The sequence below is a fragment of the Brevundimonas poindexterae genome (assembly GCF_020524625.1).
GTDB classification, from domain to species: Bacteria; Pseudomonadota; Alphaproteobacteria; order Caulobacterales; family Caulobacteraceae; genus Brevundimonas; species Brevundimonas poindexterae_A.
On record NZ_JAIVLL010000002.1, the window covers coordinates 405941 to 427013 of the forward strand.

25 protein-coding genes are annotated in these 21073 nt (G+C 67.7%); 2 read left to right on the forward strand and 23 right to left on the reverse strand.

The features are described 5' to 3' along the window. Positions 1 to 936: a pirin family protein gene (locus LC068_RS08310; RefSeq protein ID WP_226636236.1), complete on the forward strand. Its 936-nt coding sequence runs from the start codon at positions 1 to 3 to the stop codon at positions 934 to 936. Here LC068_RS08310 and LC068_RS08315 read toward each other — a convergent pair. Then, a complete protein-coding gene (locus LC068_RS08315; RefSeq protein ID WP_226636238.1) occupies positions 908 to 2116 on the reverse strand; it encodes a hypothetical protein in 1209 nt (402 codons plus the stop codon). The two genes, LC068_RS08310 and LC068_RS08315, sit on opposite strands and share 29 nt — an antisense overlap. A gap of 166 nt (positions 2117 to 2282) precedes the next feature. Here LC068_RS08315 and LC068_RS08320 point away from each other — a divergent pair, with 166 nt between their 5' ends. Beyond that, positions 2283 to 3263, forward strand: coding sequence for an LLM class flavin-dependent oxidoreductase (locus LC068_RS08320; RefSeq protein ID WP_226636240.1), 981 nt, complete (start codon positions 2283 to 2285; stop codon positions 3261 to 3263). Here the strand turns inward: LC068_RS08320 and LC068_RS08325 are convergent. From LC068_RS08325 to LC068_RS08430, 22 genes are all read right to left on the reverse strand, one after another. Further along, positions 3260 to 4219: an alpha/beta fold hydrolase gene (locus tag LC068_RS08325; RefSeq protein ID WP_226636242.1), complete on the reverse strand. Its 960-nt coding sequence runs from the start codon at positions 4217 to 4219 to the stop codon at positions 3260 to 3262. The genes LC068_RS08320 and LC068_RS08325 overlap by 4 nt on opposite strands. Positions 4220 to 4223: 4 nt before the next feature. Beyond that, a complete protein-coding gene (gene ftsH, locus LC068_RS08330) occupies positions 4224 to 6170 on the reverse strand; it encodes an ATP-dependent zinc metalloprotease FtsH (protein WP_226636244.1) in 1947 nt (648 codons plus the stop codon). 69 nt (positions 6171 to 6239) lie between these two features. Beyond that, a complete protein-coding gene (gene tilS / locus LC068_RS08335) occupies positions 6240 to 7478 on the reverse strand; it encodes a tRNA lysidine(34) synthetase TilS (protein WP_226636246.1) in 1239 nt (412 codons plus the stop codon). Between the two features lie 29 nt (positions 7479 to 7507). Further along, complete coding sequence (locus LC068_RS08340) at positions 7508 to 8386, reverse strand: tol-pal system YbgF family protein (RefSeq protein WP_226636248.1); 879 nt, start codon at positions 8384 to 8386, stop codon at positions 7508 to 7510. Between the two features lie 137 nt (positions 8387 to 8523). Continuing rightward, positions 8524 to 9075, reverse strand: coding sequence for a peptidoglycan-associated lipoprotein Pal (gene pal / locus LC068_RS08345; protein WP_226636250.1), 552 nt, complete (start codon positions 9073 to 9075; stop codon positions 8524 to 8526). 146 nt (positions 9076 to 9221) lie between these two features. Next, positions 9222 to 10610 carry a Tol-Pal system beta propeller repeat protein TolB gene (tolB, locus tag LC068_RS08350; RefSeq protein ID WP_319002485.1) on the reverse strand — a complete coding sequence of 463 codons (1389 nt, stop codon included), beginning with the start codon at positions 10608 to 10610 and terminating at the stop codon, positions 9222 to 9224. Positions 10611 to 10795: 185 nt separating this feature from the next. After that, positions 10796 to 11578, reverse strand: coding sequence for a hypothetical protein (locus tag LC068_RS08355; RefSeq protein WP_226636252.1), 783 nt, complete (start codon positions 11576 to 11578; stop codon positions 10796 to 10798). Between the two features lie 3 nt (positions 11579 to 11581). Then, a complete protein-coding gene (locus LC068_RS08360) occupies positions 11582 to 12070 on the reverse strand; it encodes an ExbD/TolR family protein (protein WP_226636254.1) in 489 nt (162 codons plus the stop codon). 2 nt (positions 12071 to 12072) lie between these two features. After that, complete coding sequence (gene tolQ, locus LC068_RS08365; RefSeq protein ID WP_226636257.1) at positions 12073 to 12807, reverse strand: protein TolQ; 735 nt, start codon at positions 12805 to 12807, stop codon at positions 12073 to 12075. Positions 12808 to 12928: 121 nt separating this feature from the next. Beyond that, positions 12929 to 13384 (reverse strand): YbgC/FadM family acyl-CoA thioesterase, encoded by a 456-nt coding sequence (locus LC068_RS08370; RefSeq protein WP_226636258.1) that lies wholly within the window; start codon positions 13382 to 13384, stop codon positions 12929 to 12931. Continuing rightward, entirely contained in the window at positions 13381 to 13782 is a 402-nt protein-coding gene (locus LC068_RS08375; protein ID WP_226636259.1) for a hypothetical protein, read from the reverse strand. The genes LC068_RS08370 and LC068_RS08375 overlap by 4 nt, the downstream gene beginning before the upstream one ends. Before the next feature lie 45 nt (positions 13783 to 13827). After that, positions 13828 to 14862, reverse strand: a complete 1035-nt coding sequence (gene ruvB / locus LC068_RS08380) for a Holliday junction branch migration DNA helicase RuvB (protein ID WP_226636260.1) — start codon at positions 14860 to 14862, stop codon at positions 13828 to 13830. Further along, entirely contained in the window at positions 14859 to 15476 is a 618-nt protein-coding gene (gene ruvA / locus LC068_RS08385; protein WP_226636261.1) for a Holliday junction branch migration protein RuvA, read from the reverse strand. Before ruvA ends, ruvB begins: the two co-directional genes overlap by 4 nt. Next, positions 15473 to 15979, reverse strand: a complete 507-nt coding sequence (ruvC, locus tag LC068_RS08390) for a crossover junction endodeoxyribonuclease RuvC (protein ID WP_226636262.1) — start codon at positions 15977 to 15979, stop codon at positions 15473 to 15475. The genes ruvA and ruvC overlap by 4 nt, the downstream gene beginning before the upstream one ends. A 51-nt stretch (positions 15980 to 16030) precedes the next feature. Beyond that, positions 16031 to 16630 (reverse strand): hypothetical protein, encoded by a 600-nt coding sequence (locus LC068_RS08395; RefSeq protein WP_226636263.1) that lies wholly within the window; start codon positions 16628 to 16630, stop codon positions 16031 to 16033. Between the two features lie 64 nt (positions 16631 to 16694). Beyond that, the gene (locus LC068_RS08400; RefSeq protein WP_226636264.1) at positions 16695 to 17387 is read right to left on the reverse strand and encodes an MgtC/SapB family protein; all 693 of its coding nucleotides are present in this window, start codon (positions 17385 to 17387) and stop codon (positions 16695 to 16697) included. Between the two features lie 15 nt (positions 17388 to 17402). Next, on the reverse strand, positions 17403 to 17921 hold the full coding sequence (locus LC068_RS08405; RefSeq protein WP_226636266.1) for a hemerythrin domain-containing protein: 519 nt from the start codon (positions 17919 to 17921) through the stop codon (positions 17403 to 17405). 66 nt (positions 17922 to 17987) lie between these two features. Then, positions 17988 to 18761, reverse strand: a complete 774-nt coding sequence (locus LC068_RS08410; protein WP_209119286.1) for a YebC/PmpR family DNA-binding transcriptional regulator — start codon at positions 18759 to 18761, stop codon at positions 17988 to 17990. A gap of 174 nt (positions 18762 to 18935) precedes the next feature. Further along, positions 18936 to 19400 carry a nuclear transport factor 2 family protein gene (locus tag LC068_RS08415; RefSeq protein ID WP_226636268.1) on the reverse strand — a complete coding sequence of 155 codons (465 nt, stop codon included), beginning with the start codon at positions 19398 to 19400 and terminating at the stop codon, positions 18936 to 18938. A 105-nt stretch (positions 19401 to 19505) separates the two neighbouring features. Further along, complete coding sequence (locus tag LC068_RS08420; protein ID WP_226636271.1) at positions 19506 to 20015, reverse strand: hypothetical protein; 510 nt, start codon at positions 20013 to 20015, stop codon at positions 19506 to 19508. Between the two features lie 109 nt (positions 20016 to 20124). Further along, positions 20125 to 20415, reverse strand: coding sequence for a hypothetical protein (locus tag LC068_RS08425; RefSeq protein WP_226636273.1), 291 nt, complete (start codon positions 20413 to 20415; stop codon positions 20125 to 20127). Positions 20416 to 20532: 117 nt separating this feature from the next. Further along, positions 20533 to 20970 (reverse strand): acyl-CoA thioesterase, encoded by a 438-nt coding sequence (locus LC068_RS08430; protein WP_404825205.1) that lies wholly within the window; start codon positions 20968 to 20970, stop codon positions 20533 to 20535. Between the last annotated feature and the right edge of the window lie 103 nt (positions 20971 to 21073).

Genomic DNA, 21073 nt, shown 5'->3' on the forward strand with positions numbered 1-21073 from the left:
ATGATCGAAATGGTGATTGAGGCCCGCAAGAAGGACCTCGGCGGGTTCGAGGTCGGCCGTATCCTGCCCTTCCATGCCCGGCGCATGGTCGGCCCCTTCATCTTTCTCGACCATATGGGCCCGGCCGAGTTCGCGCCCGGCGCCGAGGGCGTCAATGTGCGCCCCCACCCCCATATCGGCCTGTCGACCCTGACCTACCTGTTCGAGGGTGAGATCCATCACCGGGACAATCTGGGCTACACCCAGCCGATCCGCCCGGGCGAGGTCAACTGGATGACCGCCGGCAAGGGCATCGTCCACTCCGAGCGCACCGATCCGCTGAAGCGGTCCACCGGTGGCCCGATGCACGGCATGCAGGCCTGGATCGCCCTGCCCGACGACTTGGAAGAGACCGACCCCGCCTTCCATCACCATGGCGAGGACGATCAGCCGACCTATGACAACGGCGGCCTCTACGCCCGCCTCGTGGCCGGTGAAGCCTATGGCGCCAAGGCGGCCGTGCCGATCTCGTCCCCGCTCTTCTACGTGCACTGGGAGCTGGCCGAGGGCGTCCGCACCGCACCTCCCCCCGGCAAGGGCGCCGGTGGCATGAGCGAGCGCGCCCTCTATGTCGTGAAGGGCGAGATAGAGGTGGGCGACCGCACCTTCGGCGAAGGTCAGCTGGTCGTGCTGGAGCCGACGGCCGAGCCGACCATCAAGGCGATCCGCCCGTCGACCGTCATGGTGCTGGGCGGCGAGCCGATCGGCCAGCGCCTGATCTGGTGGAATTTCGTGGCCTCCAGCCAGGCGCGCCTCGATCAGGCCAAGGCGGACTGGAAGGCCGGTCGCATGACCCTGCCGAAAGACGACGATGCGGAGTTCATTCCGCTCCCGGAAACCCCGTCCATTTCGGAAACCGACACGCCCGCTAAGCCGGGACCGACGCATCCGGTCTGACGGCCTCGGGCACCGGGGCTTCCTGAACCCGCTCGTCCAGCTCCGTCACATGACTGATGCCGGCACGGCGGAGTGACGCCTCGTCCAGCCCGCGCGGCGGATTGACCAGCAGGATGTTGCGCGTGCTCTTGCGCACCGCGCGGATCAGCCGCCCCAGCAGGGCGGGCGCCGCCATACGGTCCCCGTCGATCACCACCCCGCTGAAGGGGTGCTCGGACAGCGCCTTTTCCGCCGCCTGCACATCGTCAATTTCGACCATCAGTCCGCGGAAGAACGGGGAGAGCATGGCTGCGGTATCCCCGGACCGTCCGGTCGGCACGCCCGCGTCCACATCCTGGATCTCGAGGATTACGGCCTGCCGCATCAGGTCGGCGACCGAGGCCCACTGCTGGATCAGCGACAGACGCGGGCGCCCCATGGCCAGGGTCGGGAAGGACAGGGGGGCGATCATGGCGAACACCCCGCCCTCGCGACGATATTCCTCGAGCAGCGGGATCAGGAACTCGATTGTTGCGCGGTCCACCACCTCGACTTGGGCCGAAGACAGTCTCGCCACGTCGCGCACATCCCGGGCGATACGGAAGGCCCCGACGGCGCCCGTATCAAGCCGCCAGACCGGCACAATCTCGAATTCGACCTCGACCGGCTCATCCGTGGAGGTGAAGATCGAGGCCGTATGCCGGCGTCCGGCCAGCGGCGGCGTCCAGTCCTCCGGCCCGCGGGTCGGCTCAGGCTCAGCGGTCGAGGGCGTCGCGGGGCGGGTCGCAAAGGGGTCGATGCGCACGCATTGCAGCGCGCCGCCGTCCAGCGAGGCCACGCGCTTGAGCACCATGTCATCGTCGGCGTTGCGACCGAGGAAGAAGGACAGCAGCCCCCTGAGGATGTCGGCGCACAGGACCTGACCGTCATAGGAATCGCGCGAGGCCACGGCGGCGACAAAGGTCACCTCGTCCACACGCATGAAGACGTCGGGCGGCGGCAGGCGCCGTTCCAGCGTTCGCTCGGCCGCGTCCCAGATATGGTCCCGCCTGGCTTGCCACCGGTCGCCCAGCGATTGCCGGACCGGTTCAAGCGACAGGGCAAAGACACGGCCCTGCGCTGCCAGACCCGCCTCGATCACGCGGTCCAGCTGGTCCCTGCGAGAGGACCCGAGTTGGGTCAGGGGTACGGTGATCGGCAAGGGGGTCCCGTGAGGTTAACTGACCCCGCCATTCTGCCCCCGGCGCCTTGCCCAAGGCTTTATGATCACGCTGAACAGTCAGGGTTATCGGGACCTTTCCGGGGGGATTTCCGCAGGCCTCCCCGCCGGGCCTTGAACCCTGTCCGGGGATACCGATCTGAAGGCCATGCCCGTATTGTCCGTTCTTGATCTGTCGCCCGTTGTCGAGGGCGGCGACGCCGCCCGTGCCCTGTCCGAGTCCGCCCGGCTGGCGCAGACTGCCGAGCAGGCGGGATACCGCCGCTTCTGGCTAGCCGAGCACCACAACATGCCCGGCATCGCCTCGGCGGCCACGGCGGTGGCCATCGGGCATGTGGCCGGGCAGACAAGGACGATCCGCGTTGGCGCCGGCGGCATCATGCTGCCCAACCACGCGCCGCTGATGGTGGCCGAGGCATTCGGCACCTTGGCCGCCCTCTATCCCGACCGGATTGACCTGGGCCTTGGTCGGGCACCGGGCACGGACGGCCCGACCGCGCGGGCCCTGCGCCGCTATTTCGACGGCGCCGACCGGTTCCCGCAGGATGTGCTGGAGCTTCAGGGCTATCTGGCCCCGGCCGTCGAGGGCCAGCGGGTCGCCGCCTGGCCGGGTCAGGGCTCGAATGTGCCGCTCTGGCTGCTGGGCTCCAGCCTGTTCAGCGCGGAACTGGCGGCCCAGCTGGGCCTGCCCTTTGCCTTCGCCAGCCATTTCGCACCTGAACTCCTATTGCAGGCGCTCCGCATCTACCGCGAGGGTTTCCGCCCGTCCGCGGCGCTGGCCGAGCCCTATGCCATGGCGGTCATCAATGTCTTTGCCGCCGATACGACGGCCGAGGCCCAGCGTCTCGCCACCTCGATGCAGATGGCCTTTGCCAATGTGGTGCGGGGCACCCCGGGCCGTCTGAAGCCGCCGGTCGACGACATCACCGCCGTGCTGAATGATGCCGAGCGGGCGGCTGTCGCCAGCCGCCTGACCTATGCCGCCATCGGCGACGGCGAGACCGTCGGCCGGTCCCTGCGGGACTTCCAGGCCCTGACCGGCGTCGAGGAAATCATGGTCACCGGCATGATCCACGATGTGGAGGCCCGGTTGCGCAGTCTGGAAATCACGGCCGACGCTGTTCGCTAGAGTCCGGCCAGAAAGTCCAGCAGAAGGCGGTTCACCGCCTCCGGGCGTTCCTGCTGAATCCAGTGCCCGGCACCCTCGATCTCATACTGGCCGCGCAGGTCCGTCAGCCAGTCGCCCAGCCCCTTCTCATGCGCCCCGGCATAGTGGCGGACGGGGTCATTCTGGCCGACGATGAACAGGGACGGCACAGTGATGCGCCGGTCCTGCAGCCAGGCCGTCAGCGACCAGTTCAGGTCCAGCGCCCGATACCAGTCCAGTGGACCCTCGAACCCGCCGGCGGCAAAGGCCGAGACATACTGACGGAAATGGTCTTCATCCATCCAGGGGGGCAGAACCGCCTGGTCGCTGATGCTGTCCAGCATGTCGACGCCGGGGGTCAGAAAGCCGGTGTGACGGTCGGCGGCGTCCGTCGCCCCGTCATATGCCCAGAACATCCTGCGCAGCGCGGTCGCTGGGTCGGCCTCCATGGGCCGGTGCGCGTCCGGCTCCTGGAACCGCACGATATAGAGATCGCCCAGACCCGCCCGTTTCGAGATGGCCTTCATCGCCGGGATCGGCGGGCCGTTCGGCCGGCGCGGCTGAAACGGCACGCTCAGGCCCGCGACGGCCCGGAACATGTCGGGCCGCATCAGGGCACAGTGCCAGGCGACCGGCGCCCCCCAGTCGTGGCCGACGACCACGCAGGTCTCGTGCCCCAGGGCCCTCACCAGATCGACCATGTCGCCGACCAGATGCAGCAGGGTGTGCTGCGCCACACCCTTTGGCTTGTCCGTGCCGCCATAGCCGCGCATGTCGGGCGCGACCGCATGCCAGCCGGCCCCGGCCAGCGCCTCGACCTGGGCCTGCCAGCTGATCCGCAGCTCGGGAAAGCCGTGGATCAGCAGGACCAGCGGACCGTCGCCCGCCTCCAGCACGGACTGGGTCAGGCCATCGGTGGCGACGCGCCGGGTCTGCACGCCCCTAGTGGACCGTGGGCTGGGCCGGGCGCGGCGCGTCCGTGACCGGCACCTCGGTGACCGGCGTCACCGGCACCGACACCGACGGACCCGGCGTCGGGTCGTTGGACTCGTCCCGATCCGGGCGCTTGCCTTCCTTGAGCAGGGCGATGATCTCGTCCCCGGACAGGGTCTCGAACTCGAGCAGGGCCTGCGACAGCAGTTCGTGGTCCTTGGCCTTGGTCTTGAGGATCTTGCGGGCCGTGTTCCAGCCCTCGGTCACGATCCGCTTGACCTCCTCGTCGATGATGCGCGCCGTCTCTTCCGAGACGTTCTGGCTGCGCGCCACCGAATGGCCGAGGAAGACCTCTTCCTGATTCTCGCCATAGGCCACCGTGCCCAGCTTGTCCGAGAAGCCCCAGCGCGTGACCATGGCGCGCGCCAGCTTGGTCGCCTGCTGGATGTCGGAACTGGCGCCTGAGGTGATGTTGTCCTTGCCGAAGATCAGTTCCTCGGCCACCCGGCCACCGGCCATGATGGCGATCCGGTCGATCATCTGCTGGTGCTTCATGGAATAGCGGTCGCCTTCCGGCAGCTGCATCACCATGCCGAGGGCCCGGCCGCGCGGTACGATGGTGGCCTTGTGCACCGGGTCGGCCATCTTGACGTTCAGGGCGACGATGGCGTGACCGGCCTCGTGATAGGCGGTCAGGCGCTTCTCTTCCTCGTTCATGGCCATGGACTTGCGCTCGGCGCCCATCATGACCTTGTCCTTGGCGTCCTCGAAGTCGCGATGGATGACCATCTTGCGGTTCTTGCGCGCCGCCAGCAGGGCCGCCTCATTGACCAGATTGGCCAGATCGGCGCCCGAGAAGCCGGGCGTTCCCCTCGCCAGCGTCTTGACGTTGACGTCAGCGGCCAGCGGCACATCCTTCATGTGGACGCGCAGGATCTTCTCGCGGCCCGAGACATCGGGGTTCGGCACCACCACCTGGCGGTCGAACCGGCCCGGACGCAGCAGGGCCGGATCCAGAACGTCGGGACGGTTGGTCGCGGCGATCAGGATGATGCCCTCATTGGACTCAAAGCCGTCCATCTCGACCAGCAGCTGGTTCAGGGTCTGCTCGCGCTCGTCATTGCCGCCGCCGAGGCCTGCGCCCCGGTGACGACCGACGGCGTCGATCTCGTCGATGAAGATGATGCAGGGGGCATTCTTCTTGGCCTGTTCGAACATGTCGCGCACGCGGCTGGCGCCGACGCCCACGAACATTTCGACGAAGTCCGAGCCCGAGATGGAGAAGAAGGGCACGCCCGCCTCGCCCGCGACCGCGCGCGCCAGCAAGGTCTTGCCGGTACCCGGAGGGCCGACCAGCAGCGCGCCCTTCGGAATCTTGCCGCCCAGACGCTGGAACTTGCCCGGATCCTTCAGGAAGTCGACGACCTCCTGAAGCTCGTCCTTGGCCTCATCGACGCCGGCGACATCCTCAAAGGTCTTGCGACCCTTGTGTTCGGTCAGCAGCTTGGCCTTGGACTTGCCAAAGCCCATGGCGCCGCGCGCGCCGCCCTGCATCTGGCGGGTGATCAGCAGGAACAGACCGACCAGCACGAAGATCGGCAGCAGGCCCAGCAGGATGCTCATCCACAGGGGCTGGCGCATCGGCTTGACCTTCACGTCCGCGCCCGTCTCCTGGATCTGGCTGACCAGTTCGGCATTCGGCATCGGCGTGATGGTCTCGAACTTGGTGCCGTCCGCAAACTCGCCGGTCAGGTCCTCTCCGTGGACCTCGACGCCCTTTATGCGCTTCTGCTCGATCGCCGTCAGAAGCTGGGAATAGGTGATGGGTTCCGGGCGGCCGGTGGCGGCCTCGCCCTTCTTGCCGGTCAGGGCGCCGCCGCCCTGGCTCATGCCGGCATAGATGGCCAGCATTGCCAGGATAATCATGCCGACGACGGCGAATCTGCGAAGGTTCATGGGGTCCTCAGTCTGTGGTGCCAATGCCGTCCGGCGTCGCCGGCTCGGGTCATTCGCGACCGTGTCACGTCACAAGATAGAGACTCGATCTCTCGTGCGCCATTCCCTGCGACACTTGAGGTCCGCCTCATGCACAACCTGTCCCAGACCCAGCGCCAGCCTTTCACCGGCCAGCGCCTCAACCCGGACCCGGGACTGTGCAAGAACCGGCCCAGTTCCATCGTCCCGAACGAGGACAGGCAGACCCGGCCGCATGGCCGCCGGAAGGGCGCGCACCTCGGCCCGGTCAGAGGGCCCCAGTCGTGCGGCCCGGCCCGCCAGCGGCACGACGGTCCAGCCGGCCTCGTCCGACATCAGCGCGAACCGGCCGTCCCAGACGGTGTCCCGCCCGGGGATCAGCGGGACGCGCGGTTCTCCGGTGCGCCGGTAATTGCCCGTCTCGCGCACGATCGTGATGCCGTCGGCCCCGGCCATCAGGCGGGCGCCGACCAGACCGGCCTCGAAATTCTGTCCGCTGCCGAGACGGTCCTGCAAGGCGGCCAGCCGTCGGCCCCGGGGCAGGCGATCTCCCCCACCGGCCACCACGAGGGCAAAAGCCAGCGCTTCGCCGGACAGGCTGCGCGGCCCCCGGATCACACCGTGCGGACCGACAGCCAGCGGGGCGGGCGGGCTGCGGACGACCCGGGACGGGATGTCAGGCGGCCGGTCGGCCAGCGCGGCTCTCGCCCGGCTACGCAGGAAGCGCGGATCGGCATTAGCCGGATCGTCCGTCCAGTCCTCGCCCCGCGCCTGCAACAGCTGCCGGAGGTCCGCCCGCCGCTCGCCGAGCAGGGGACGCAGCATCATCAGCCCCCGCCCCTCGGGCCAGGCGGGTGACGGGCTCCAGTCGCGCAGTGTGCCGAGGGTCGCCCCCTCGCCCTTCATCCACTGCCCTTCGGCCACATCGTCCGTCGTATGACCGGTCAGGATGACGCGCGCCCCCGCCTCGCGGGCCATGTCTGCCAGATGCGTGTGCCGCGCCGCCCGGGCAGCGGCGGGCAAACCGGTCCGGGGGAAGGGGCCGTCCCACCGGGCGCTCCGAAAGCCGGCACCCAGCCTTGCGGCCAGCCCCTCCACCCGATCGCGCCAAAGTGGGCTGTCGGGATTGAGGGCATGGTCAACGTGCAGCACGACGAGAGGCCGCGTGCGCGCGCGGGCCCAGTCTGCGGTCAAATGAAGAAGTGCGACCGAGTCGCCCCCGCCCGAAACCGCCAGGGCGACGGGCGCGGGATCGTCGGCCAGCAGGCGCGCATCCAGCGTCTCAGTCACCCGCGACGCCAGAGCGGTCAGCGCCGGGGTCAGCGGCAGCCGGCCTCGGTCCGGACCGAGGCGGCGCGGGTCTTGAGCGCCGCCGGCGCCGTCTCGCCATAGCGACGACCAAAGTCGGTCAGGGCCGCGCAAGCCTGGGTATCGCGATCGGTCGCCACGAGCGCCTGGGCCAGATCGACCGTGGCCTTGGCCGCCCAGGGCTCGGCCGGCCAGCCGCGCAGGGCCTGGGCATAGAGGGGCACGGCCGCTGCCGCATCGTTCGCCAGATACAGATCGGCCAGGCGCACGGCCGCCAGACGGGCTTCCGGCTCGTCCGGCCAGGTGACCAGCAGGACCTCATAGGCGCGGGCGCCCCGGCGGCTGTCCTGGTTCATCAGACGGTCGGCGGCGCGCAGGTCACCCGAGGCCGTCCCGCTGGGCGAGTTCGGCTCGATCGGCGCATTCAGTTCGGCCTCAAGCCGGGCCGCGGACTCCAGCTCCTCGATCCGGGCTTCCGCCTCGGTCAGCTGGCTCCGCAGAAGGGTGTTCTCGCGCTCGGTCTCGTCGAGCGCGAAGGTCAGGCGCTCAATGTCGCCGTTCATGCGCTGGATGGTGCGTTCCACATCGGCCAGGCGCGTATCGACGCTGCCCATCTGGCCCTGCAGGGCGACCACTTCCGGATCCGGCTCCATGATGAAGGGCTGGCCCGAGGAGTTGCGCTGGAACAGGGCGCGCTCGATCCGGCGGACATTGCGCTCAAGCGTGCTCAGGCGACGCGCGTCCCAGATGATCGGCTCGCCCTCATTCGACTGGGCGGCCGTCGGCCCGGCCAGCATCGTCGCTCCGACGAAAGCCAGCACAGCCAGCGAAATTCCGCGACCCCGGGTCAGGGTCACAAGGGTGATCGGGCGCGAAAAAAACTTGAACATGGTGATCTCGTTCCACGGATTTGCGGCCTCGGCAAGGCAGGGGCCGCACGACGGAATCTGACTCGGGAGGGGGGCAGACAAAAGGGGCGCATCGACCGACGCGCCCCTCTGTCATGTCCGGATGGCTGCTCCGCGGATCAGCGGGCGCCCGACACGATCGCCGTGTGGGCATTCCGGTTACGGGCCCAGGCTTCCTCGTTGGAGCCCTGCGCGATCGGACGCTCCTTGCCGAAGCTGATGGTGTCGATGCGCGAGGCCGGCACGCCCTGCTGCACCAGATAGGTGCGGACCGCCTCGGCGCGGCGGGCGCCCAGGGCCAGGTTGTACTCGGCCGTGCCGCGCTCGTCGGCATTGCCCTCGATGCGGATGGTGACCTGCGGATACTGACGCAGCCAGGCCGCCTGCTGGTTCAGGCGCGGATAGGCCTCCGGACGGATCACATAGCTGTCGAGATCGAAGTAGACGCGGTCGCCGACATTGTTGGCGAAGTCGGCGGCCGAACCGGGCACGGCGGCGCCAATGTCCCCGCCCTGCACGGGACGGTCCGGATAGGTCGGGTTGGTGGTGCCCGGCTGGCTTCCACCGTTGTCGACGATGGGGCCGGTGTTTTCGGCGGGACGGGCGCAGGCGGCCATGGCCGACACGGCGACGCCCACCAGGGCCAGGCGAAGGATACGGGACTTGATCATGTGGCTCTCCTTGACGTTGCCGCCAGAACGCCTGGCAAGCTTGACGGTTCTCGAAGCGCTATCCGAACACATTGGAACGGGATAGCAGCGATAACGCACAGTTTATCCGATGGGTGCGTGGATTCTCCTCAGGCGCGCATCGGTCCTCAGCTCGGGCAGCTGTCCGGGGCCTGGCCATAGCCGAGATTGGCCGGCGGGGCGTCCAGCAGGGGTGACCAGGCGGGGCTGGTCCCGCGGCCGTCATAGCCGGCCTGGGCGATCACCCGGCCCGACAGGTCCACGGTCCACAGACGGGTATCCCCGCCCCGCGTCTGGCGGGCGAACATGATGTAGCGACCGTTGGGCGCCCAGGACGGGCCTTCCTCGAAATAGCTGGACGACAGGATGCGCTCACCCGTGCCGTCGGTGCCCATGACGCCGATGTGGAATTGGCCGCCCTGCTGTTTGGTGAAAGCGATCAGGTCGCCGCGCGGGCTCCACGACGGCGCTGTGTACGCCCCGCCGCCGCGCGAGATCGGGCGCTGGCCCGAGCCGTCCGCATTCATCACATACAGGCGCGCCGATCCCGACCGGTCCGAGGTGAACACCAGCCGGCGATTGTCGGGCGAGAAGCTGGGCGAGGTGTCGATGCCCGGATCACTGGTCAGGCGGCGCAGCTCGCGCGAGCGCAGGTCGATCGTATAGACGTCGGTGTTTCCCGACCGGATGATCGAGAAGGCGATCTTGGACCCGTCGTTCGAATAGCGCGGCGCCAGCACCTGGCCGTCGAACTCGCCGAGCGACTCGGTGCGGCCGGTCGTCAGGTTCTTCAGATAGATGCGGCTGTAGTCCTGCCCCAGCGCCACATAGGTGACCTCGTCCGGGTTCGAGGTCGAAAAGCGCGGCGACATGATCACTTCGTCGCCCTGGGTCAGGAAGACCGGGTTGTAGCCGTCCTGGTCCACGATCGCGAGGCGGCTCAACCGGTTCAGCTGGGTGCCGCTCTCGGCCACATAGATGACGCGGGTGTCGAAGAAGCCGCTCTCGCCCGTCATGCGCTGATAGACGACGTCGGAGATCTTGTGCGCGATGCGCCGCCATTGCTCGGGCGTGGCCGTGAATTGATAGCTGACCAGCTGGCACTCCCGATAGGTGTCGTACAGGCGAAAGCCAACGTCATTGCGGCCATCGGGGCGCGGGGTGACCGAGCCGTACAGCACCACCTCGGCGCCGATGGACGTCCACTGCGGGAAGGTGGGCTGGTTGGCCAGCGACAGGCCGGTCTCGATGAAGGTCCCCGGGCTCAGCGGGTCGAAGAAGCCCGAGCGGCGCAGATTGCCACGGATGACGCCGGAGATGTCCTCGCCGTACTGGCCCGTGAACCCGACCACGGCGATCGGCAGGGGTCGCAGGACGCCCTCGCTGACGATCACTTCCTGAAGGGGCGCAGGTTCCTGCGCCAGGGCCAGCTGGGGCGCACCCAGGGCAAGCATCAGTCCAAGGCCCAGTGTCGCCCCGATCCCCGTTGCCGATTGCAGCCGCCGCTTCAGACCCATTCGTAACCTCCCGAACGCCTGTTCGTGTGTGCGGACACGTACGCTGACGCATCCTGTCCCTGTTCGCCACCTTGTGCGCGATTGAGGCGACTTTCAGGCCGCCCGCCCGGCACACGCCGGAATGTCACCTTTGGTCATGACATGCTGACGAAGGCTGAACGGCATCAGGCCAACGGCCCACAGGCTCAGCGGTTGCGACAGGCCTGCTCGAGCGGGAAGGTGATGATGAAGCTCTGCTCCTCATACCCGGCCGGCATGCGGTAGCGCGACGGTATGGTGATGGCCCGCAGGATGCTGTCGGACGCCGCGCGCCAGGTCGCGTCGCTCCGCGTGTTCCGCATGCGCGGAGAGCCGACCAGCCGCCCGTCCTCGGACATGCGCACTTCCACGCTCAGAGATACTTCATCGATGCCGGGCAGGTGGCAGGGCGGGTTCCAGTGCGGGGTGATCTGCCCCGCGATGGACTGCAGGTCCGCCCGCCCCATGGCGCGGGGGGCGTTGCCCGCACCGCTGTCACCGGTGGAGGGACGACCGCGCGTATTGCCGCGCTGGGGCCGTTCGGCGAGGTCGTCCAGGTTCAGACCCGGATCCTCGCGCGGCGGGGGCGGGCGCTGGGGCGGTGTCGAGGGCTGGCGAGGCGGAGTCCGGGGCGGAGTCGGCCGGGGGGTCGGTGTCGTGCGCGGCGCCGGATCGGGCCGGGGCACCGGCGGTGTCGCATCGGGCACCGGCTCGGGCGGAATCTCGGCCGGCGGCTCGGGCGAGGCAGACCCATCCTCGGTGATGACTTCGTCGGCCGGATTGTCGGGCGCGGCCGCCAGCACGGTGATGTCCGACACGATCGAAACCGGCACGGTGGCCATCATTTCACGCGGCGCACGGACTTCCTTCGGCCAGGCGATCAGGGCCAGGCCGATCACTCCCGCATGCAGCAGGACCGATCCGAGAAAGGAAGGCAGGCGGTTCGCCATCAATCAGCCGCCGTCCGGGCTTTCGACCGGGGTGGCGCGCGCCGCAGGGGAGCCCGCTGTGTCGGTGATCAGGTTCAGCTTGACGAAGCCATTGGTCGACAGGCGCGCCATCACCCGGGCCACGGACTCATAGGGGACCTTGGCATCGGCCCGCAGGAACAGGGGACGGTCGCGGGCATCCTCGCCCCCGTCGTCCAGCACCGCCCCGATCAGGCTCTCGAAGGCCACTTCGCGTTCGCCGACGAAGATGGTCCCGGCCGAGTTGAGCGATACGGTCACGGGTTCCTGCGAGGCCTCGACCGCGCTGGCCTCGGTCTCGGGCAGGTCGACCGGCACGGCCACCGTCAGCAGGGGCGCCGAGATCATGAAGATGATCAGCAGCACCAGCATGACGTCGACCAGCGGGGTGACGTTGATCTCGCTTAGCGGGCGCCTGCGGGCGCGTCGGCGTCCGCGCACATGGCCGCCTCCGCCGGGTCCTCCCATGGCCATGCTCAGAGCTCCCGGGGCGTCGACGACGGCGGCGGAGTGGCCGGGCCGGTGCCCAGTCGACGCGCGATGGCGGCCTGCAGGTCGTCGGCGAAGCTCTCCAGGCGGGCGGCGAACTTGCCAGCCTCGATCGAGAAGGCGTTGTAGGCGATGTAGGCGGGGATGGCGGCGGCCAGGCCGATGGCCGTGGCGAACAGGGCCTCAGCAATGGCCGGGGCAACCGTGGTCAGATTGGTGTTGCCGGCCGTCGCGATGGCGTCAAAGGCGTTCATGATGCCCCAGACCGTGCCGAACAGACCGATGAAGGGGCTGGCCGTGGCCACGACCGACAGCACGCCCAAGCCGGTCTCGACGCGCTGGCTCTCGCGCGCGATCAGGCTGTCGAGGGCGCGGTCGATCCGCGAGATCAGCAGATGGCTCTGGGCCTCGCTCATCGTCTGGCGGGCGCGGGCCTCGCGCCAGTCGGTGATCGCCGCCACCAGCATGCGCGGCAGGATGGGATCGGGGTTCGGCCCGGCCTGATGGGCGATGTCCTCCAGCGAGCGGCCGGACGAGATGGCCTTTTCGAACTGGTCGGCCTGGCGGTTCAGTGCCGCGAACCGGAAGAATTTGTCGAGGATGATGGCCCAGGACCAGAGCGAGGCGATGACCAGTCCGATCATCACCACCTTGACCACCCAGTCGGCGGCCATGAACAGCTCCACGGGATTGAGCATCGAGGCTTCGGCGGGCACGGTCATGAATCGATCCTGAGAACAGCGTCCCGCCTTTGCAGCGCCAAGGCGTGACCATTTGATGGCGGATTAGCGGGCCGGGCGCACCGCGTCATCCCCTTGCACGCAAGAGGCGCGGCCCCGCGCGTCAAATCCCTTCAGCCGGAGCCAGCCACGGCCGCACAGCCTCGATCAGACGCGGGGTCGGGCGGGCCGGGCGGCCGTCGGGGCGGATGCACACCGCCTCGACCGAGGCCCGGCACAGCAGCTCGCCGTCGCGCACGATCCGCTGATCGATCTGCATGCGCGGCCCCTTCATCGTCTCATAGGTGGTGAGCACCTGGAGCGCGTCGTCGATCCGGGCGGGCCTGAGGAATTCCAGCGCCATTTTCGACACGACAAAGGCCAGCGGCCGGTCCCCGTCCAGCAGGTCAGCGTGACCGATCCCCGCCGCCCTCAGAAAGTCCGACCGCCCGCGCTCGAAGAAGCGGACATAGTTGCCGTGATAGACCAGACCGGTGAAGTCGGTGTCCTCGTAATAGATCCGGACGGGCAGGATGTGGGTGCGCCCGTCGAAGCGGCCCGCGGTCGGCTGGTCGGTCATCGCCCGCCCCTCGCATCCGGCACTGCGACGAAATAGTCGGGACATTCGCGGGCGATCTGTTCCCGGAACTCGCTCGACAGGGGATCGGCGCTGGTCATCAGCCGGGTGGGCCGGGCCACGAAGGTCACGGTCGCCTCCCGACGGCCCGGTACCCCGGCGTGGCCACAGACAACGCCCGGCGTCTGCGCGTCGGTCATGTCGAACAGCGAAAGGGCGGGGTCATAGGCCTTCAGCTGGCCGCGCACCCGCTCGACGAGCGGCTCGCGCGCAAAGCTGCCCGTATCGGCCACGCGCCACAGGACGACCGCGCCGAGCACCAGAACGGCCGCGCCCAGTACAGTGATGATCCGGTTTGCACTGATGCGCCGCGCCATGCCGCCTCCCTGAAGGCCCAGCATGCCGGGGTTCGGCCTGAGGGTGAAGGGGGCAGCCGGAACGGAGGCCTATTTCCCGCCGAACAGACCGCCCTGCTCTGGCGCTCGAGGCGGCTCCGCCAGACCCAGGTGGGCATAGGCCTTGGCACAGGCCATGCGACCGCGCGGCGTGCGCTGGATGAACCCCTGCTGCAGCAGATAGGGCTCGATCACATCCTCAACCGCATCGCGGGCCTCGGCGATGGCCGCGGCCAAGGTGTCCATGCCCACGGGGCCGCCGCCATAGTTTTCGATCAGCGCCTTCAGGAAGCGCCGGTCCAGACTGTCCAGCCCGGCCTCGTCGACCTCCAGCCGCGACAGGGCCCGGGCCGCGACCAGCCGGTCGATGGTCGCCGCGCCCTCGGCATCGGCAAAGTCCCGTACGCGGCGCAGCAGGCGCCCGGCCACGCGCGGCGTGCCCCGTGCCCGGGTGGCGATCTCGCGCGCGCCGTCCTCGGCCATGGCGGCGCCCATCTTGCGCGCAGCGCCCAGAATGACCTTCACCAGTTCGTCGGGACTGTAGAATTCAAGCCTCAGCGGAATGCCGAACCGGTCGCGCAGGGGCGTGGCCAGCAGACCCGCCCGCGTCGTCGCCCCCACCAGGGTGAAGGGCGCCAGATCGATCCGCACCGAGCGCGCCGACGGCCCCTCGCCGATGATCAGGTCCAGCACGTGGTCCTCCATGGCCGGATACAGGATCTCCTCGACTGCGGGGTTCAGGCGGTGGATCTCGTCGATGAACAGCACATCGCGCGGTTCCAGATTGGTCAGGATGGCCGCCAGATCCCCGGCCTTGGCCAAAATCGGCCCCGAGGTCGCCCGGAAGCCCACGCCCAGCTCGCGCGCCACGATCTGGGCCAGCGTCGTCTTGCCCAGACCGGGCGGTCCGAACAGCAGCACATGGTCCAGCGACTCGCCCCGCCCGCGCGCGGCGTCGATAAAGACCTTCAGATTGCCCTTGGCCTGGGCCTGCCCAACGAACTCGTCCAGCGTCTGCGGTCGCAACGCACGGTCATAGGTTTCGCCGGGCGTGGCATCGGCCGAGATGATCCGCTCGTCGGTCACCGTCCCAACTCCTGCAACGCCGCCCGGATGACGGCCGACAGGTCCGCGTCCTCACCCAGCCGGATCAGGGCCTGATCCACGGCGCGGCGGGCATTGACCTCGACCACGCCCAGCCCCAGCAGGGCCGCCACGGCCTCACCGGTCAGGGAAGGCGCCGCCGGCGTCGCGGCAACGGGTCCGGCGCCCGCACCGACCGTCAGACCTCCGGCGCCCAGCGGCTTGCCCTTCAGTTCGGTGACGATCCGCAGGGCAAGCTTCGGCCCCACCCCATTGGCGCGCGCCACGGCGGCCTTGTCCTCGCGGGCCACGGCGGCCGCCAGCTCACCGGGCGGCAGCACATCCAGCACCGACAGGGCTGCCTTGGGCCCCACGCCCTGGATTCCGGTCAGGGTGCGAAAGGCCTCCCGCTCATCCCGGGCCAGAAAGCCGTACAGGCGCGGACCGTTCTCGGCCGACCAGCTGCTCTCGATGTGCAGGGTCACCTCATCGCCCGGCGCCGGCATCCGCCCCAGCGTCCGCGCCCCGCAGGTCACGCCATAACCCACCCCCATACAGTCGATCAGGCAGTGGTCGGTCTCGACCTCGGCCAGCACACCCCGCAGCCGTCCGATCATGCCGCCCCCGCCAGCAGGGCCCGCTTGCGCAGCTGGGCATGGGTGATGGCGACCGCCAGGGCGTCGGCGGCGTCCGCCGTCACATCCCCCGCCGCCGGCAACAGGCGTTTGACCATGAAGGCGATCTGGCTCTTGTCCGCATGGCCGGCCCCGACCACCGCCTTCTTGATCAAATTCGGCGCATATTCGGCGACGCTCAGTCCGCACCGCGCCGGGGCCAGCATGACCGCAGCCCGGGCATGGCCCAGTTTCAGCGTCGAGGCCGGGTTCATATTGACGAACACCTCCTCGATGGCCGCCTCGTCGCAGCCATGGGCCGCACAGATCTCGCCCACCGCCTCCAGCAGATGCAGCAGCCGCTCGCTGAACGGCGCCCGCTCGGGCGGCGCGACCACCCCGTGCGCGATCCAGCGCAGGCGCGACCCCTCGGCCACCACCACGCCCCATCCGGTGCGCCGCAGGCCCGGGTCCAGCCCCAGAATGCGAGTCGGTTCGTTCGCCATCCGTTCTATGTGCCCGAAAGAGGGTTAGCGGGCAATGAACCTGGCCGCCGATCAGCGTCCCGTCCGCGTCACATTGAGGTAGGGCCTTCCCTCATGAACCTTGATCTGCACCAGGGCGATAGGGCGTCGCTGGGTGGTGGTCGCAAGCGCAACCTCATCCTCGATCCAGACACGCTCTTCGCTCACGTACGGGCCGGTTCCGGAATAGGACCAGATCGGCCCCAACGCGGTTTGCCTCGGCTCAATCCCAAGCCGACGCGTGACCATGGCCTCTAACGTAGCGGCGTCCATCCGGGGCAGGTTACCCGGGTCGAATACGCAGGTGTGGGCGACAAGGCCCGACTCCACGGGTGGTCCTGTGGCTGAGAAAAAGAAAATCGGCGCCCCGCTGGGGATCAGCGACGGCCCGTAGCGTCCACTGACGATTGGAGCATCGGGTGTCGTAACCTGCGCAATAATTTCTTCCGGAACAGAGGGCCACCCCGCCTCGGCAGCGGCGGCCTGCGCCGCTTCGGGCGCACCGAGCGTCGCCAGACAAAACTGGTCGAACCAATCAAAATAGCGTTGCTCAGTTCGCGAGGGCGCGATTTCCTGAGCCTGGGCAACCGTGACGGAGAACCAGAAGGCGGCAATGACCAGGCATCTGAACATGCCTCTACTCTTAGCCCTCAGCCAGCCAGCATCAAGTGTGCAGCGCATGGGCCTGCCGGCAGTCTCAGTCGTCCCGCGGCGCCAGATCGTAGCCGATCACCCCCGGCACCGACTGGATGCGTCCCGCCAGCGCCGCGAGGTCGCGCGAGCGGACCGTCAGCCGCCAGCTCTGGCGGCACAGCTGTCCGTTCTCGATCAGCTCCAGCCGGACCCGCTTCAGCCCCGCATCCCCGGCGGTGAGCGCTTCCTCGACCGCCTGCGCCGTGTCCGCAGCCGTGCCGGGCCAGCGGACCTCGACATCCACCACGGTGCGTTCCGGCACCTTGCGGCTGATCAGCTTCAGGGCGGCCAGGATCGCCAGCGTTGCCAGCGCACCGGCCCAGCCCAGCCAGAACAGGCCGGCGCCGAACAGGATACCGAGCGCCGACACTGTCCAGAGCGACGCCGCCGTCGTCAGGCCGTGGATGGAGAAGCCAGCCCGGAAGATCACCCCGGCGCAGAGGAAACCGATCCCGGTCAGCACCCCGTGCGCCATGCGCGTCGGGTCGGCGATCACCTGCTGGTCCGGAAGGACCGAGAACATCCACGCCCCCTGTGAGGTCGACGCCAGCATCAGCAGGGTCGAGGACAGGCAGACCAGAATGTGGGTGCGAAAGCCTGCGGCCCGCCCGCGCCATTCCCGCTCAAGACCGATCAGGGCGCCCGCGACAAGGGCGCTGAGGAGCGGCAGGCCATAGGTGAACAGCAGGGTCGTCATCGGGCGAGGCCGGCCCTAGCTGTGCTTCTCGATATAGCCGTCGACGTCCTTGTTGACCGGCTTAACCCCGGTGATGTGCCGGGCCTGGAAGGCGGCATATTTCACGCCCAGATCGTGGCGGTCCTTCAGCGACACATTCCGGCGGAAGTCGGTCAGGCCCTGACGTTCCTCCTCGCCCATATGCTTGGAGTTGACGACATTGGCCTCGCCCACGGCGTCGATCCAGGCCTTGGTGCCGACCTTGTGCCTTTCGACGGCCTTGACCGCATCGCGCAGCTTGTTGTGGTCCTTGATGGCGTCCTCGGTCTCGCCTTCGACCGTCCCGTCGTCGGCGTCGTTGGCGCCTTCGCCCTTCTTCAGCAGGTCGGGATAGAAGTGGCGTTCCTCGGCCTCGGCGTGGGCATCGAGGAAGGCGGCCAGCCGGGTCCAGACCGCCGACAGCGCGTCGGTGTTGTCCGGGTCGATCTGCTCGATCAGGCCGAACAGGCGGCGTTGTTCGGCGTGGTCATCCAGAATCAGCTGGCAGATATCCATGGGGCCCTCGGGTCAAAGCGTTGCGGTTCGCCCTGACCAACCCTTGAGGTCGCCCGGATGTTCCGGTCAGCCCGCGTACTGCGCCGCGTCCTCGTCCGAGATGTCCTCGTTCGAATAGACGCTCGACACGTCGTCCTCGGCGTCCAGCGCGTCCAGCAGCTTCATCAGCGTGCCGACGGCCTCGCCGGTGACCGGCACCAGCGACTGGGGCTTCCAGACGATGGCCGTCGATTTCGGATCGCCGAGGATCTTCGACATGGCCTCGGCCACCTCGTTCAGGTCCTCGAAGGCGGTCCAGATGGTGTGGCCCGGAGCGTCCTCATAGATGTCGGGCTTTTCCAGATCGCTCTCGACGTCCTGGGCGCCGGCCTCGATGGCGGCTTCCATGACGGCATCCTCGCTGCCCGCCTCGGCCGCATAGGTGATCTTGCCGACCCGGTCCCACATGAAGGCGACCGAATTCATCTCGCCCAAGGCGCCGCCGTTCTTCTTGAACGCCGTGCCGATGTTAGAGGCGGCGCGGTTGCGGTTATCGGTCAGGGCCTCGACGATGATGCCGACGCCGCCGGGGCCGCGGCCCTCGTAGCGGACCTCTTCCATCGTATCGACGTCGCCGGACGAGGCCTTGTTGATGGCCCGCTGGATCACGTCCTTGGGCAGGCTCTCGGCCTTGGCGTTGTTGACCGCCAGGCGCAGACGCGGGTTCATGGCCGGATCCGGCAGGCCCGACTTGGCCGCCACGGTGATGTCGCGCGACAGCTTGGAGAACAGCTTGGACCGCTGCGCATCGGCGCGGCCCTTGCGGTGCATGATGTTCTTGAATTTGGAATGGCCGGCCATGGTCGTCGTCTCGGCAGTCGCGGGAGGGAATGTGAGGCGCGCCGCATAGCCCGGCGCGACGCGCTTGTCACCCATGGCCGCGCGGTGGGCCAGGGCGCGTACCCATAAACCGCCACTGCCAGGGGCCCGCTTGCAAGCGACAGGTCAATGTCGGCTGCCGACCCTTGGCGGGCGCTACAGTTGACCAAACCAAGCCAATCGCCAACGATTGGTTTTGAAGGTCTCAGAGGTGATGTTCGCCTCCGCGACACGCCATGTCCCGGATTGTCGGGACCACCGATACGAGCCTCGCCGTTGGAGGACGATGTCTCGGCGCACGACGCCGAAAGCGTTCAGCGTGACTTCCGATGTTTGCGTGAGAGTTTCGATGACCTGCTCCCCGTCGAGGGAGACGGCCTCCCGCTCATACGAGGTCGCCGTTCTCTTGATCCCTCGCTCAAACTGGCCCCGAACCTGTTGGCGAAGCGCAGCGAAATCGATGGTCCGCCCGTCGATGCCCGTCCAGACTAGTTCAGGCGCGAAGAAGTCCATGTAAGCATCAAGGTCTTGGGCATCGAAGGCGTCCCAACTGACCCGATGCCTCCGGTCGAGTGCGTCGAGAGTGTCTGATGCAACTAGCTGGCCGTCGTCATCGCCCATTCGGTCAGGCTGTCATGGTCGCCTTGTGGAGGCAATGCTGCCTATGCTGCTAGAGGGTCTGCTTTCCGCGTAAAGCCGCGTGCCGGCGGTCGACCCATTGCGGACCTACCACAGGGCCGGAGGCAGGTCGGTCCCATAGATGTCTCTATGAATGTCGTTCGCTAACCATTGCGCCCCACGCCGTTCGCGCGTCCGGGTCAGCCTGGAGCAAGCCGCCTCGGCCTGCCGCCCGTCCAGTTCGGAATTCTGGTTCTCTGGGTGAGCGGCCACCACGAGATTCCAAGCGCAAACCTGGATCGGACGCTGGATGACATCAGGTTCTTCGAACATCGTGATCAGGCGACGCTGGGCGGCTAAATCCCCCGCCAAAGCGGCACCTCGAACCGTTGCCCCGTCAGCCTCGACTGCTTGGCACTCCACACCCGCCTTCCGGGGACAGATGGGAGTTTCTGCCGCTGAGTATCCGAGGTTTATCCCCCACTCAGCGCGATGGTCCGGAGCGGTGTAGTTTCCAGCGGCGGCGGAAAAACGTTCAGCATCATATTCAGCGTCGTTCTCCGTGCAGCCTACGATGATAGCCAAACCTGCTAGCAAGCCATGCTTGAGTACTCGCATCTGGCCCTCCCTCTCCTGCGCCCAAACCTTCTACATTGCTGCCTACAGGATGTCCGCTACCCACCCATTGGCGACAGTCTGCTCCCGACCCATTGCGGAACTCTGATCGCTAGAACGGTTTCCAATAGTAGGGACCAAATCTGCACCCGATCACGATAGCCGCCATCAGATGAAGGGGTACTGTGACCACTATGTAGCCAACTCCTAAGGCGACGCGGTAATCGCGGCTTGAGTTCATCTGGCTGATACCAAAAAGCCCGGTTGCAACAGCAGCAACGAGAGCGACACGGTCGATCTCGACGCGGCTGAAATCGAGGGCATGTGAGACCCACACGTAAGCCGGTAGTGCGACTAGAGGAGCAATCAACAGTCCGGCGATTAGAAGTGAACGAAAGCGCATCGAGAACTCCTAAGGGGCCAGCTTGGCTACACGCGACAAGGTCCACTACCCACCCATAGCTGACCTTCCGCGAGTCCCCTTTTTGGAGGCTTCGCGGATCGCTACTGAGCACGCGACCTAGGCGCGGAGGCCTTCAAGGAATCCCCGCATCTTGTCGTCGACCGGCACCGGCCGCTTGGTCTCGCGGTCGACATAGACGTGGACGAAGTGGCCGACGGCCGCCGCCTCGTCTTCCTTGTTGCGAAACAGGCCGATCTCATAGCGCACCGAACTGGTCCCGACATGGGCCACGCGCACGCCCGCCTGGATCTCGTCAGGGAAGGCGGTTGGCGAGAAGTAGCGACAGCCCGTCTCGGCCACCAGGCCGATGACCGAGCCCTCGTGGATATCCAGCAGGCCGTTGACCACCAGCAGCCGGTTCACCGCCGTGTCGAACCACGAATAATAGACGACATTGTTCACATGGCCGTAGACGTCATTGTCCATCCACCGCGTGGAGATGGCCTGGAACCGCTTGTAGTCCTCGCGCCGAGTCCGCTCGATCGTACCTGTCACGTTTAGCCTCCCGTTTTTTTCCAGTCGTAGGCGATAACGCGGGTTTGCTCCAGAGCCGGACGGGATCGGCGTCCGACCGCTTCTGACGGAGCGGCATGCCAGA

Bases quoted from the DNA above. Each gene is read 5' to 3' on its own strand.
- LC068_RS08310 (WP_226636236.1), top strand. From the start codon at position 1: ATGATCGAAATGGTGATTGAGGCCCGCAAGAAGGACCTCGGCGGGTTC.
- LC068_RS08320 (WP_226636240.1), top strand. From the start codon at position 2,283: ATGCCCGTATTGTCCGTTCTTGATCTGTCGCCCGTTGTCGAGGGCGGC.
- ftsH (WP_226636244.1), bottom strand. From the start codon at position 6,170: ATGAACCTTCGCAGATTCGCCGTCGTCGGCATGATTATCCTGGCAATG.
- LC068_RS08340 (WP_226636248.1), bottom strand. From the start codon at position 8,386: ATGTTCAAGTTTTTTTCGCGCCCGATCACCCTTGTGACCCTGACCCGG.
- pal (WP_226636250.1), bottom strand. From the start codon at position 9,075: ATGATCAAGTCCCGTATCCTTCGCCTGGCCCTGGTGGGCGTCGCCGTG.
- tolB (WP_319002485.1), bottom strand. From the start codon at position 10,610: ATGGGTCTGAAGCGGCGGCTGCAATCGGCAACGGGGATCGGGGCGACA.
- LC068_RS08355 (WP_226636252.1), bottom strand. From the start codon at position 11,578: ATGGCGAACCGCCTGCCTTCCTTTCTCGGATCGGTCCTGCTGCATGCG.
- LC068_RS08360 (WP_226636254.1), bottom strand. From the start codon at position 12,070: ATGGCCATGGGAGGACCCGGCGGAGGCGGCCATGTGCGCGGACGCCGA.
- tolQ (WP_226636257.1), bottom strand. From the start codon at position 12,807: ATGACCGTGCCCGCCGAAGCCTCGATGCTCAATCCCGTGGAGCTGTTC.
- LC068_RS08370 (WP_226636258.1), bottom strand. From the start codon at position 13,384: ATGACCGACCAGCCGACCGCGGGCCGCTTCGACGGGCGCACCCACATC.
- LC068_RS08375 (WP_226636259.1), bottom strand. From the start codon at position 13,782: ATGCTGGGCCTTCAGGGAGGCGGCATGGCGCGGCGCATCAGTGCAAAC.
- ruvA (WP_226636261.1), bottom strand. From the start codon at position 15,476: ATGATCGGACGGCTGCGGGGTGTGCTGGCCGAGGTCGAGACCGACCAC.
- ruvC (WP_226636262.1), bottom strand. From the start codon at position 15,979: ATGGCGAACGAACCGACTCGCATTCTGGGGCTGGACCCGGGCCTGCGG.
- LC068_RS08395 (WP_226636263.1), bottom strand. From the start codon at position 16,630: ATGTTCAGATGCCTGGTCATTGCCGCCTTCTGGTTCTCCGTCACGGTT.
- LC068_RS08400 (WP_226636264.1), bottom strand. From the start codon at position 17,387: ATGACGACCCTGCTGTTCACCTATGGCCTGCCGCTCCTCAGCGCCCTT.
- LC068_RS08405 (WP_226636266.1), bottom strand. From the start codon at position 17,921: ATGGATATCTGCCAGCTGATTCTGGATGACCACGCCGAACAACGCCGC.
- LC068_RS08410 (WP_209119286.1), bottom strand. From the start codon at position 18,761: ATGGCCGGCCATTCCAAATTCAAGAACATCATGCACCGCAAGGGCCGC.
- LC068_RS08415 (WP_226636268.1), bottom strand. From the start codon at position 19,400: ATGGGCGATGACGACGGCCAGCTAGTTGCATCAGACACTCTCGACGCA.
- LC068_RS08420 (WP_226636271.1), bottom strand. From the start codon at position 20,015: ATGCGAGTACTCAAGCATGGCTTGCTAGCAGGTTTGGCTATCATCGTA.
- LC068_RS08425 (WP_226636273.1), bottom strand. From the start codon at position 20,415: ATGCGCTTTCGTTCACTTCTAATCGCCGGACTGTTGATTGCTCCTCTA.